Source organism: Pseudomonas sp. Z2-11 (assembly GCF_054161305.1).
The window spans coordinates 732,028-745,000 of sequence record NZ_CP096395.1; the positions used below are offsets into that span (position 1 = coordinate 732,028).

Below are 12,973 nucleotides of genomic sequence, written 5' to 3' on the forward strand. Positions count from 1 at the left end.
CCCATGTTTGGCTATTCAGATGCGAGATTAAAGCAGCTGGAACGACAGGCTCTTTCAATGATTTTTTGATAATGGCCATAGTCGCGGATAAATAGAGACTTTTCCCTCACGAACAATCGCCTCCAAAGGTTTCCGGAGGACAGGCAACCGTGATCCGCGCGCTTATACTAGCGGCCGAGTGTATCGGCATGGCATCGAGCACGGCTGCAACCGGCCAGGAACCCGCCGGCACCTCATTACGGCTCAGTACGCCCAGAGCAGTAGACGAACGATTCAACAGGGAGTGAATACATGGAACATGCACCTTGCATCAGCCAGATCGCCACGCTGCTGGCCGACCCCAAGCGCAGCGCAATGATGTGGGCGTTGATGGACGGTACGGCCCGGCAAGCTGAAGAGTTGGCCTTGCTGGCCGGGCTTTCGCCGTCCTCGGCCAATGCCCATCTGGGACGTCTGTCTGCCGGTGGCCTGGTGAAGGTCGAGATCCGTGGCCGCAAGCGGTTTTTTCGCCTGGCGGCACCCGAGATCGGCGCTGCCGTCGATGCATTGGCGAGCGCAACCCTGGCCAGCATGCCGCGACAGGTTCCGGAAGTCTTCAAGCGCAGCCTCATGCCAACCAGGACACCAACGGCGCCTGCCTCGTTGATGCGGGCCAGGCTTTGCGATGACCACCTGGGAGGCACACTGGCGGCGGACCTGTATCAGCGGCTGTTGGAAGCCGGATGGCTCGAACAGCTTGAGCATCGGGTGGTCGTCACGCATAAAGGTGCCAGCCAACTGGCTGGGCGAGGTCTGTTCATCCAGGCACTGGCTCATCGCGAGACGCGTATGGCCTGCGCCTGCCCCGACTGGAGCGAACGTCGTCCACATCTGGGAGGGGCGCTGGGGGCGGCATTGCTGCAATTGTTCATGCAGTCTGGCTGGCTCAGCCTGCCCAGCGACTCCAGGGCGTTGCAGGTAACCGCGCTCGGTCAACAGGAAATCCATCGATTCGCCAGGCAAGAGGTTCTGGAAATGGCGCTCTAGAGCGGTACACAGGTCGTTATCAGCAATAGCCGCCCGTGAGGTTCGCGCACACTCGGTCCGGGGTTCTATCGGATGGGGGGAACGCAATAGTGGACACTCACGTTTACAGTGCAGCGGAACGTCTTGAGCGGTTGCCCATGAGCGGCTATCACCGGGTCATCTTCATTATTATCGCGCTGGCTTTTTTCTTTGATTCCATGGATCTGGCCATGATGACGTTCCTGCTGGGCTCGATCAGAACCGAGTTCGGCTTGAGCGCCGCCCAGGCCGGCTTGTTGGCCAGTTCAAGCTTTTTCGGCATGGTGCTGGGCGCCTCGTTGTCGGGCATGCTTGCCGATCGCTTCGGACGCAAACCGGTGTTCCAGTGGAGCATCGTCTTGTGGGGGCTTGCCAGTTACCTGTGTTCCACCGCCCAGGACGTGGAGACGCTGACGCTGTTTCGCATCCTGTTGGGCATCGGCATGGGCATGGAGTTTCCGATTGCCCAGTCGATGCTCTCGGAGCTGATCCCGGCGAGGCAGCGCGGACGCTACATCGCCTTGATGGATGGCTTCTGGCCGCTGGGCTTCGTGGCGGCGGGGGTGCTGTCGTATTTCCTGCTGCCGCTGATCGGCTGGCGGGACATTTTCCTGGTGTTGGCGGTGCCGGCAGTGTTCGTCCTGGTGATTCGCTTCTTCATCCCCGAGTCGCCACGTTGGCTGGAGCAGGCGGGGCGGGGCGCCGAGGCGGATGCCGTACTCAAGCGGATCGAAGACAAGGTCCGGGCCTCGCTGGGTCGCCAGGACCTGCCCGAACCGATTCGCCTGCCGACACTGGCGACGGTGCCCGGCAGTTTCTTTTCGGCTCTGGCGCAGATCTGGTCACCGCTGTACCGCCAGCGCACGATGATGATCTGGAGCGTCTGGTTCTTTGCCTTGCTCGGCTTCTACGGGCTGACGTCCTGGCTCAGCGCGCTGCTGCAGCAGTCGGGGTTTGCGGTGACCCAGTCGGTTTATTACACGGTGCTGATTTCCCTCGGCGGGATTCCCGGTTTCCTGATGGCGGCCTGGCTGGTGGAGCGGTGGGGGCGTAAACCGGTGTGTGTCATCACGCTGCTGGGCGGCGGGGTCATGGCATTTCTTTATGGCCAGAGCGCGGTGTTTGGCGGGAACGTCACGCTGCTGATCAGCTCCGGGCTGCTGATGCAGTTTTTCCTGTTCGGCATGTGGGCAGTGCTCTACACCTACACCCCGGAACTGTATCCCACCTCGGCGCGAGCCACGGGATCGGGCTTTGCCTCGGCGGTCGGTCGGATCGGTTCGCTGCTTGGACCGCTGGTGACCGGCTTGGTCTTTCCGATCACCGGGCAGGGCGGAGTGTTCGCCCTTGGTGCCCTGTGTTTTTCCGTGGCGGCAGGCGTGGTCTGGTTGTTTGGAATGGAGACGCGGGGCAAGACGCTGGAGGAACTGAGTGAGGGTACGGTCGTCGATTGAACCTCATCCAAGTGGGAGCGAGCCTGCTCGCGAAGGCGGTCCGACAACCGAAAATGATGTCGACTGACTCACCGCTTTCGCGAGCAGGCTCGCTCCCACAAAGGATCATCGCCAGTCTTAAGGTTTCACCAACCGCGCATCGAGGCTGTTCTGCGCCAACCGCCTGGCCTGGTCCTGGGTCATGCCCAGATGCGTGTGCAACGCGTGGAAGTTCTCGGTGACGTAGCCGCCGAAGTACGCCGGGTCATCGGAGTTCACCGTCACCTTCACGCCGCGTTCGAGCATGTCGAGGATGTTGTGCTGCGACATATCATCGAACACGCATAGCTTGGTGTTGGACAACGGGCAAACCGTCAAGGGGATCTGTTCGTCGATGATCCGCTGCATCAACCGCTCGTCTTCGATGGCTCGCACGCCGTGGTCGATGCGCTGGATTTTCAGCAGATCCAAGGCTTCCCAGATGTACTCGGGAGGGCCTTCTTCGCCGGCGTGGGCGACGGTCAGGAAGCCTTCATTGCGCGCCCTGTCGAACACCCGCTGGAACTTGCTCGGCGGGTGACCCATCTCCGAGCTGTCCAGGCCCACGGCCACGAACGCGTCGCGGAAGGGCAGCGCCTGGTCGAGGGTTTTTTCCGCCTGCTCTTCGCTCAGGTGACGCAGGAAGCTCAGGATCAAGCCGCTGGTGATGCCCAGTTGTTGCTCACCGTCCTTGAGGGCGGCGGCAATACCGTTGAGCACCACTTCGAATGGAATGCCCCGGTCGGTGTGGGTCTGCGGATCGAAGAACGGTTCGGTGTGAATCACGTTCTGTGCCTTGCAGCGCAGCAGGTAGGCCCAGGTCAGGTCGTAGAAATCCTGGGAAGTGCGCAGCACGTCGGCGCCCTGGTAATACAGGTCGAGAAACTCCTGCAGATTGTTGAAGGCATAGGCCTGGCGCAGGGTGTCCACGTCGTTCCAAGGCAGGGCAATCTTGTTGCGTTCGGCCAGGGCAAACAGCAGCTCGGGCTCCAGCGAGCCTTCCAGGTGCAAGTGCAGTTCAGCCTTGGGCAAGGCGTTAAGCCAGTCGTACATGGTTTTTTCTCATCAGCGAATCAATGGCGGCATTCTACAGGGGTGGACGCCGACGTCTGGTAAAACCTGACCGGCTGATCCACTAACCGCGCAAGCCTGAACGACAGCTACGGCACATCCGAAGGAAACGTTCCCGTCACGTCACAGTCTAGTAGCTCATGACCCGTCCATGGCGATAGGCCCACGATGCTGACGTTGATCAAGCAAGAAAAATTGCTGCTGCTGGCCCTGCTTGCCGCTTTTGTCGCCTACCCGCTGGAGCATTGGCTGCTGGGCAGCGGGCAGGTCGTGGCGTTGGCTGGCGGCCTGGTGCTGATCGGTTTCATCGTCGCGGCCTCCATGCGCGTGGCCCATCACGCCGAGTTGCTGGCGGAAAAGGTCGGCGATCCTTACGGCACGATGATCCTGACTTTGTCGGCGGTGCTGGTGGAAGTGGTGATCCTGGCGATCATGATGAGTAACGAGGCGTCGCCGACCCTGGTACGGGACACGATCTATTCGGCGGTGATGCTCGATATCAACGGCATTCTCGGACTGGCGGCGCTGATGGGTGGGCTCAAGCACGGCGAGCAGGTCTATAACGACGATTCGGCGCGTACCTACAGCGTGATGATCCTCACCGCCATGGGCGTGTCGATGGTGGTGCCGGAGTTTATTCCGCAGGAAAACTGGAAGCATTATTCGGCATTCACCATCGGCGCGATGATCGTCTTGTATACCTTGTTCTTGCGCATGCAGGTGGGGCCACACAGCTATTTCTTCAGCTACAGCTACCCGGAAAAACGCCGCAGGAAAGAACCGGTGGAAGCCGAGCCGAAACCCATCAGCCTGGGGTTTTCCATCGGCGCACTGGTGTTCGGCGTGGTGGTCATCGGTGCGCTGGCCGAAGTCATGTCCAAGGCTATCGACCTCGGGCTGGAAGGCTCCGGCGCGCCGCCGGTGGTCACGGCAATTCTGGTGGCGGTCATCTCCGCTGCTCCGGAAATTCTCACCGCCCTGCGCGCAGCCTTGGCCAATCGCATGCAGTCGGTGGTGAACATCGCCTTGGGCGCGTCGCTGTCCACCGTGATCCTGACGGTGCCGGTGATGGAAGCCATGGCCCTCTACACCGGCCAGCCTTTCCAGATGGCGATGACCCCGGTGCAAACGGTGATGATCTTCATCACCCTGATCGTCAGCGCCATCAACCTCAATGATGGCGAAACCAACGCCATCGAGGGCATGACGCACTTTGTGCTGTTTGCCACGTTTATCATGTTGTCGTTGCTCGGTCTTTAAGCCTGTCACAGCCCTGTGGGAGCGAGCCTGCTCGCGATGAGGCCAGGTAGTCAATATCAGTGCCGGATATGAAACCGCTATCGCGAGCAGGCTCGCTCCCACAGGTTTTCTGGTTGGGTCAGGTACCCGCGATCAGCTCCCGCGCCGCCTGGCTGTGGTCGGCAATCAAGCCCTTCAGGTCCAGCCCTTCGACCTGTCCATCGATCACTCTCCACTGACCCGCGACCATCACCCGGTCCGCCCGATCAGCACCGCACAGCAGCAGGGCCGAGATCGGATCGTGGCTGCCGGAAAAGCGCAACTCATCAAGCTTGAACATCGCCAGGTCGGCTTGTTTGCCCTCTGCCAGTTCGCCGATGTCGCTGCGTCCCAGCAATTGTGCCGAGCCCCGGGTCGCCCAGCCCAGCACCTTCTCCGGCGTGATCGCTTGCGCGCCATAGCGCAAGCGCTGAATGTATAGCGCCTGACGGGTTTCCAGCAGCATGTTCGACGCATCGTTGGACGCCGAGCCATCCACCCCCAGGCCCAATGGCGCGCCGGCTGCGGTCAGTTCAAGCGTCGGACAAATGCCCGAGGCCAGGCGCATGTTCGAACTGGGGCAATGGCAGATTCCGGTTCCGGCGGCGCCGAGACGGGTTATTTCGTCAGGATTGAAATGAATGCCGTGGGCCAGCCAGGTACGTGGGCCCAGCCAGCCGACGCTGTCGAGGTAATCAACGGTGCGCAGGCCGAAGCGCTGCCGGCAGAAGTCCTCCTCGTCGAGGGTTTCGGCCAGGTGGGTATGCAAGCGTACGTCGAGCTTTTCCGCGAGCTCGGCGCTGGCGCGCATGATCTCGGGCGTGACCGAAAACGGCGAGCAAGGCGCCAGGGCAATCTGGATTTTCGCGCCGGCACCGCGCTCATGGTATCGAGCGATCAGTCGCTGGCTGTCGTCGAGAATCACCTGGCCCTGCTGCACGGTCTGCTGCGGCGGCAATCCACCGTCGGCCTCGCCCAGGCTCATGGAACCACGGGTCAGCATTGCGCGCATGCCCAGCTCACCGACGCATTGCACTTGCACATCGATGGCGTTTTCCAGGCCTTCGGGAAACAGGTAGTGGTGATCGGCCGCCGTGGTGCAACCCGACAACAGCAGTTCGGCCAACGCGACTTTGCTCGCCAGCGCGAGTTTTTCCGGAGTCAGCCGCGCCCATACCGGATAGAGAGTCTTCAGCCATGGGAACAACGGCTCGCTTACGACGGGTGCCCAGGCGCGGGTCAGGGTCTGGTAGAAGTGATGATGGGTGTTGATCAGCCCCGGCAGGATCACGTGTTCTCGAGCATCGAACACGGTGTCACAAGGCTGTGCGGGCTGTTGCCCGGCGCTGAGCAGCTCAACGATCACACCGTCCTGCAGGACGAGACCGCCACTGGCATCGAGGCCGTTGGCCGTGAAAATGGCGAGGGGATTTTTTAACCAGGTACGGGTCGCAGGCATGGTGGCCGGCTCCTCTGAAAGTGGGTTCAGGTTAGCCAGCTCAGTGATGCCCTGTCTGCTGATCCAGGGGCGCCTTGGAGGGCGCGGTTCGGAGTGTACTCAGGTTGCCGGACACATTTCCAGTGCCCGACAAAAGTCCTGCAGGATTGGATGCTCCAGGGGTATCGGGGTGATTACCAGGGAATCGTCTCGCCTTTGTAATTGACGAAGTGATGCCCACCCTTGCCGGCAAAGGCGTTGACCTGATCGATCAGCCCACGGGTGCTGGTTTCGACATCGATGGCCGCGCCTTCGCCGCCCATGTCGGTCTTTACCCAGCCCGGGTGCAGCGACAGGACGGTCAATGCTTGCTCGCCCAGCTGACTGACAAAACTGTTGGTCATGGAGTTGAGCGCGGCTTTGCTGGCCTTGTACAGCGCCAGTTCGGGGGCGTCGGGCATGGCCACGCTGCCCAGCACCGAGCTCATGAAGGCCAGCACGCCGCTGCCGTCGCGGATCTGCCCGACGAAGCGTTGGGCGAGGTTGATCGGTGCCACGGCATTGGTGAAGAACAGCTGACCGACCTCAGCCAGCGTTGCGCCGCCCGGGCTCTGGTTGTCGGGGCCTTTGACGCCGGCATTGACGAACAACAGGTCGAAGGTCTGGTCCCTGAGCTGCTGGCTCAAGGCGATGACGGCTTGCTGGTCGTCCATGTCGAGCTTTTCGATTCGAACCGGGCCCAGCGCCTTCAAGGCCTCGGCGTTCTGTGGGTTACGTACCGTGGCGGTCACGTTCCAGCCATCACCCAGAAGCGTCTTCACCAAGCCGAGGCCCAGTCCCCGAGAGGCGCCGATGATCAATGCGGTTTTTGCCGAATTCATGAATGCTTCCTTGAAAGAAAAGTCACGGAGTTAATGGACAACATTGCCCGGGCGGTTGTTTCAGCTTGCCGCACAACGCGTCGGGAGCGGTCATGCGGTTTCGATCTGGTTCAAGTCCTTATAATGTCTGGTTAAAAAATGATCAGTCGGCTGCAAGCCATGCTGTTCTTGGGGCCGCTGGAGCCATGAACGGGTTATCCACAGGTTGCTCCACAGTTATTGTGCGCAAGCCTGAAACTCGGGCATAAGCCCTGTGCGGCTTTCTTCTAAAGGCGATAAAGCATCGCAACCATTTGTTTTTTGACGGATTCGCCGGATCGGCGAATTTTTGTATGAAAAATGAACAATGCTCGAAAACCCGCATGACAGAAGGGTTACAGCTGGATGCGCCCAGGTTATCCACAGGCAGGTGCACAGCGCATGTGGGCAAACCTGTGTCTTTTTCATGAGGCTGCCGGGCGCTCAAGTCGTATCTGTCCGCGACTCAAGTCGGCCAGTCGCGTCTGCAGGCTCTCGATGTGTTCTTCACCGACTGCCAATTGAAGTTCCACGCCGTTGGCGGTGAAATCCTCGGTGAGGACCAGACCGCCGCATTCAGCTATCCGCAGTTTCACCAGGGCCAGCTCGGCGAAACCGCACAGGCAACGCAGCGCTACGCGGCTGATCAATTCGACCTTCTCGGCGGTTTGCAGGCATTTGTTCGCACCGCCGCCATAGGCGCGGGCCAAACCGCCGGTACCCAGCTGGATTCCGCCGTACCAGCGTATGACCAGCACCACGACCTGATCGCAATCCTGGGCCTGGATGGCCGCGAGGATCGGGCGCCCGGCGGTGCCGCCCGGCTCGCCATCGTCGCTGCTGCGATATTGGTCGCCCAGTTTCCATGCCCAGCAATTATGCGTGGCGTCCAGGTCGCTGTGCCGCTCTATAAAGGCCTGGGCCTCGGCGGGGCTGGTGATGGGGGCGGCGAAGGTGATGAAACGGCTTTTGCGGATTTCTTCACGGTATTCGCAAAAGCCGGCAAGGGTATAAGGCATGGAGTCCTAGAGGTCTGGTGTCAGGCCGCAGCCTTTGAGAATGATGCGGATGAGATTGTCGCCGGCGTCGATCATGTCTTGCCTGGTGAATTTGCTACGCCCGGTCACGCGGCAGATCTGGGTGGCGAAATCGGCGTAATGCTGGGTGCTGCCCCACAGCAGAAAAATCAGGTGAACCGGATCGACCGGGTCCATTTTGCCCGCATCGATCCAGGCCTGGAACACGGCCGCGCGGCCCTTGAACCAGGCGCGATAATCCTGGTTGAAATACTCGCTCAGGCATTCGCCGCCGCTGATCACTTCCATGGCGAAAATGCGCGATGCCTGGGGCTGGCGCCGTGAGAATTCCATCTTGGCGCGGATGTAGCGGGTCAATGCCTGCGCTGGATCGTCCTCGGCGGTCAGGGAATTGAAAGTGCTGTCCCACAATTCGATGATGTTGCTCAGCACGGCAACGTAGAGTCCGAGCTTGTTGGTGAAGTAATAATGCAGGTTCGCCTTGGGCAATCCGGCCTTCAGGGCGATGGCGTTCATGCTGGTGCCCTTGAAGCCGTGGCGGGCGAACTCATCCTCGGCGGCCCTGAGGATGGTTTCCTCGTTTTTTTGACGAATACGGCCGGTAGGCTTGCCACCATGGGCAGGAACTTCAAAGGTCATGGACGTTTCCGGGCTGGGTCTGTGGGGGCGGGCAAGTGCGTTCATAGCGCACCGGCGCGGATCCGACAAGTGCTGCTGCCATAAAAGCCGTGTACTGCAAAAATGTCAGCGGGTTGCCGCCAGGTTTTCGAGAAAACTTTCCAGCACCAGGTGCGGGCGGCGACCCTTGCGTGTGACCGACGCCAGGCTCAGATCATAAAAGCGTGCCAAGGGCTTGAGGGCTCGCAAACGTCCTTGCTGAACCCATAGATTGGCGTAGTGATCCGGCAGATAACCAATGTAACGTCCAGTGAGGATCAGGAACGCCATGCCTTCGCGATCCGAGGCGCTGGCGGTGCAGTTGAGTGCCTGGTAGTGAGCCTGGATCTCGGCGGGCAGGCGAAAGGTTGGCGCGATGGCGTCCTGGCTGTTGAGCCGAGCGTCTTCAAGCTGTTGGTCGTCCACATAAAACAGCGGATGACCTACTGCGCAATAGAGCAGCGAGCGTTCACTGTAGAGCGGTTGGTATTCGAGTCCGGAAAGGGCGCTGGCCTGGGGCACTACGCCGACATGCAGGCGCCCGTCGAGCACGCCTTGTTCGACTTCGTTGGGAGCGATCATGCGAATCTGGATCTGCACGTCCGGCCCGCGTTCTTTCAACTGGGCCAAGGCGTGCGTGATCCGCATGTGGGGCAGGGTGACAAGATTGTCCGTCAGGCCGATGGTCAATTCACCGCGCAAATGCTGGTGCAGGCCGTTGACCTCGGTGCGAAAGCTCTCCAGCGCGCTCAATAACTGCAATGCCGATTGATAGACTTCCCGCCCTTCCTCCGTCAGTGAAAAGCCCGCGCGTCCACGCTGGCACAGACGCAGGCCCAGACGCTGCTCCAGATCGTTCATCTGCTGGCTGATAGCCGAGCGGCCGATGCCAAGCACGGTTTCCGCTGCCGAAAATCCGCCGCATTCCACTACGCTGCGGAAAATGCGCAGCAAGCGGATATCGAAGTCGCTGACTTGGGCCAGTGGATCGGGACGACGAGCGCTCATAGTTTAGTGATCCGCTGACTGAAGGTTAGAAAAGCTGGATTTCACCGACTTTATCGTCGTGGCAACGTAGCCGCAAGAACGCCTTGGCTTCATGCCGCTCATGCCCTGCGAGGTTTTGTCGATGAACATGCCCGAACACGCTGTCGGTTCCCTGGCCAGCCAGCTCAAGCTGGATGCCCACTGGATGCCCTACACGGCCAATCGTAACTTCCAACGCGATCCCCGCTTGATCGTCGCCGCCGAGGGTAGCTGGCTGACGGATGACAAGGGGCGCAAGGTCTACGATTCGTTGTCGGGCTTGTGGACCTGTGGCGCCGGGCACACCCGCAAGGAAATCCAGGAGGCGGTCGCCACGCAATTGGGCACCCTCGATTATTCCCCGGGATTCCAGTACGGCCATCCGCTGTCGTTCCAGCTGGCGGAAAAGATCACCAGCCTGACCCCGGGCAACCTCAACCATGTGTTCTTCACCGACTCCGGTTCCGAGTGCGCCGATACCGCAGTGAAGATGGTCCGTGCCTACTGGCGCCTCAAGGGGCAGGCCACCAAGACCAAGATGATCGGCCGTGCCCGTGGTTATCACGGCGTGAACATCGCCGGCACCAGCCTGGGCGGTGTCAGTGGCAACCGTAAATTGTTCGGCCAGGCCATGATGGACGTTGATCATCTGCCCCACACCTTGCTGGCCAGCAATGCCTATTCCCGTGGCATGCCGAAGGAAGGTGGCATCGCTCTGGCCGATGAGCTGATGAAATTGATCGAGCTGCACGACGCTTCCAACATTGCGGCCGTATTTGTCGAGCCGATGGCCGGATCCGCCGGGGTCCTGGTCCCGCCTGAGGGATATCTCAATCGTCTGCGGCAGATCTGCGACCAGCACAACATCCTGCTGGTGTTTGACGAGGTCATTACCGGTTTCGGTCGCACCGGTTCGATGTTCGGCGCTGATAGCTTTGGCGTGGTTCCGGACCTGATGTGCATCGCCAAGCAGGTCACCAACGGCGCCATCCCCATGGGGGCGGTGATTGCCAGTTCGGAAATCTACCAGACGTTCATGAACCAGCCGACGCCCGAATATGCGGTGGAGTTCCCCCACGGCTATACCTATTCGGCGCACCCGGTGGCCTGTGCGGCTGGCCTGGCGGCACTGGATCTGTTGCAGAAGGAAAACCTGGTGCAAAGCGTGGCCGAGGTCGCGCCGCATTTCGAGAATGCCTTGCATGGTTTGAAAGGCTCGAAGAACGTCCTCGACATTCGCAACTTCGGCCTGGCCGGGGCGATCCAGATTGCCCCGCGCGACGGCGACGCCATCGTGCGTCCGTTCGAGGCCGGGATGGCCCTGTGGAAAGCCGGGTTCTATGTGCGATTCGGCGGCGACACCCTGCAGTTCGGGCCAACGTTCAACAGCAAGCCGCAGGACCTGGATCGCCTGTTCGATGCGGTCGGTGACGTGCTGAATAAAATCGACTGATTTCTTTCTTATATAGAGACGCTCGTTCAAGAGCGTCTGGCGAGCGAATCGTCTGGAGTCCCCATGAGCCTCATCCCGCATCTGATCAATGGCGAATTGCTGAGCGACAGCGCACGCACGGCCGACGTGTTCAACCCATCCACCGGGCAAGCAATCCACAAGGTCCCGCTGGCGGATCGCGCAACTGTCCAGCAGGCCATCGATGCCGCCAAGGCGGCTTTCCCGGCCTGGCGCAATACGCCGGCGGCCAAGCGTGCCCAGGTGATGTTTCGTTTCAAGCAGTTGCTGGAGCAGAACGAGTCGCGCATTGCCCAGTTGATCAGCGAAGAACATGGCAAGACCCTCGAAGACGCCGCCGGTGAGCTCAAGCGCGGTATCGAGAACGTCGAGTTTGCCTGTGCGGCGCCGGAAATACTGAAGGGCGAATACAGCCGTAACGTAGGACCGAACATCGACGCCTGGTCAGACTTTCAACCGTTGGGCGTGGTGGCGGGCATCACCCCGTTCAACTTCCCGGCGATGGTGCCGCTGTGGATGTATCCGCTGGCGATCGTCTGCGGTAACTGCTTCATCCTCAAGCCATCCGAGCGTGACCCGAGTTCGACGCTGCTGATCGCCCAGTTGCTGCTGGAAGCCGGTCTGCCAAAGGGGGTGTTGAGTGTGGTCCATGGCGACAAGGCAGCCGTGGATGCACTGATCGAAGCGCCGGAAGTGAAGGCGCTGAGTTTTGTTGGCTCGACGCCGATTGCCGAGTACATCTATGCCGAAGGTACTCGTCGCGGCAAACGCGTTCAGGCGCTAGGCGGTGCCAAGAACCATGCGGTGTTGATGCCGGATGCCGACCTGGACAATGCCGTCAGCGCGCTGATGGGCGCAGCTTACGGTTCATGTGGTGAGCGTTGCATGGCGATTTCGGTGGCGGTGTGTGTCGGCGATCAGGTGGCGGATGCGCTGGTGGCCAAGTTGGTGCCGCAGATCCAGGCACTGAAGATCGGTGCCGGTACGTCTTGCGGTCTGGACATGGGGCCGTTGGTGACCGGCCAGCATCGGGACAAAGTCAGCGGCTATATAGAAGAGGGTGTGGCGGCAGGCGCCTCGCTGATCGTCGATGGTCGCGGCTTGAGTGTGTCTGGGCATGAAGAAGGGTTTTTCCTGGGCGGTTGCCTGTTTGATCGCGTAACGCCCGAGATGCGTATCTATAAGGAGGAAATCTTCGGTCCGGTGCTGTGTATCGTCCGGGTCAACAGCCTGGAAGAGGCGATGCAACTGATCAATGATCACGAGTATGGCAACGGTACTTGTATCTTTACCCGGGACGGGGAGGCGGCACGGTTGTTCTGTGATGAGATCGAAGTCGGGATGGTCGGTGGAAACGTTCCATTGCCCGTGCCTGTTGCCTATCACAGCTTTGGCGGTTGGAAGCGTTCATTGTTTGGCGACCTGCATGCCTACGGTCCGGACGGGGTGCGTTTTTATACCCGTCGCAAGGCCATTACCCAGCGCTGGCCGCAGCGTGCCAGCCACGAGGCTTCGCAGTTCGCATTCCCCAGCCTGTAATCGGCGTAATACAAAGGCCGGTGCCCTTGGGCCACCGGCCT

The 12,973-nt window shown here is 60.5% G+C and carries 11 protein-coding genes; 5 read left to right on the top strand and 6 right to left on the bottom strand.

Going from position 1 to position 12,973, the window contains the following annotated elements; all coding sequences use genetic code 11:
* The first annotated feature begins 291 nt into the window (after nt 1–291).
* Nucleotides 292–1,026, top strand: coding sequence for an ArsR/SmtB family transcription factor (locus M1E16_RS03160; protein WP_458129186.1), 735 nt, complete (start codon nt 292–294; stop codon nt 1,024–1,026).
* A gap of 137 nt (nt 1,027–1,163) precedes the next feature.
* Nucleotides 1,164–2,498: an MFS transporter gene (locus M1E16_RS03165; protein ID WP_458130279.1), complete on the top strand. Its 1,335-nt coding sequence runs from the start codon at nt 1,164–1,166 to the stop codon at nt 2,496–2,498.
* 117 nt (nt 2,499–2,615) lie between these two features.
* On the opposite strand, the gene M1E16_RS03170 is transcribed toward M1E16_RS03165, so the two are convergent.
* A complete protein-coding gene (locus tag M1E16_RS03170) occupies nt 2,616–3,569 on the bottom strand; it encodes an adenosine deaminase (RefSeq protein ID WP_434626287.1) in 954 nt (317 codons plus the stop codon).
* Nucleotides 3,570–3,755: 186 nt separating this feature from the next.
* Here M1E16_RS03170 and M1E16_RS03175 point away from each other — a divergent pair, with 186 nt between their 5' ends.
* The gene (locus M1E16_RS03175) at nt 3,756–4,847 is read left to right on the top strand and encodes a calcium:proton antiporter (protein WP_458129187.1); all 1,092 of its coding nucleotides are present in this window, start codon (nt 3,756–3,758) and stop codon (nt 4,845–4,847) included.
* Nucleotides 4,848–4,965: 118 nt separating this feature from the next.
* On the opposite strand, the gene M1E16_RS03180 is transcribed toward M1E16_RS03175, so the two are convergent.
* The 5 genes from M1E16_RS03180 to M1E16_RS03200 all read right to left on the bottom strand — a co-directional run bounded on the left by M1E16_RS03180 (nt 4,966) and on the right by M1E16_RS03200 (nt 9,904).
* Nucleotides 4,966–6,324, bottom strand: a complete 1,359-nt coding sequence (locus M1E16_RS03180; RefSeq protein ID WP_458129188.1) for an 8-oxoguanine deaminase — start codon at nt 6,322–6,324, stop codon at nt 4,966–4,968.
* A gap of 173 nt (nt 6,325–6,497) precedes the next feature.
* Nucleotides 6,498–7,184, bottom strand: a complete 687-nt coding sequence (locus M1E16_RS03185) for an SDR family oxidoreductase (RefSeq protein ID WP_458129189.1) — start codon at nt 7,182–7,184, stop codon at nt 6,498–6,500.
* Nucleotides 7,185–7,627: 443 nt separating this feature from the next.
* The gene (locus M1E16_RS03190; protein WP_458129190.1) at nt 7,628–8,221 is read right to left on the bottom strand and encodes an IMPACT family protein; all 594 of its coding nucleotides are present in this window, start codon (nt 8,219–8,221) and stop codon (nt 7,628–7,630) included.
* A gap of 6 nt (nt 8,222–8,227) precedes the next feature.
* A complete protein-coding gene (locus M1E16_RS03195) occupies nt 8,228–8,878 on the bottom strand; it encodes a TetR/AcrR family transcriptional regulator (RefSeq protein ID WP_458129191.1) in 651 nt (216 codons plus the stop codon).
* Between the two features lie 105 nt (nt 8,879–8,983).
* Nucleotides 8,984–9,904 carry a LysR family transcriptional regulator gene (locus M1E16_RS03200; RefSeq protein ID WP_434602727.1) on the bottom strand — a complete coding sequence of 307 codons (921 nt, stop codon included), beginning with the start codon at nt 9,902–9,904 and terminating at the stop codon, nt 8,984–8,986.
* 121 nt (nt 9,905–10,025) lie between these two features.
* Here M1E16_RS03200 and M1E16_RS03205 point away from each other — a divergent pair, with 121 nt between their 5' ends.
* The gene (locus M1E16_RS03205; protein WP_458129192.1) at nt 10,026–11,375 is read left to right on the top strand and encodes an omega-aminotransferase AptA; all 1,350 of its coding nucleotides are present in this window, start codon (nt 10,026–10,028) and stop codon (nt 11,373–11,375) included.
* A 63-nt stretch (nt 11,376–11,438) separates the two neighbouring features.
* Nucleotides 11,439–12,932, top strand: coding sequence for a CoA-acylating methylmalonate-semialdehyde dehydrogenase (locus M1E16_RS03210; RefSeq protein WP_458129193.1), 1,494 nt, complete (start codon nt 11,439–11,441; stop codon nt 12,930–12,932).
* Nucleotides 12,933–12,973: the final 41 nt, after the last annotated feature.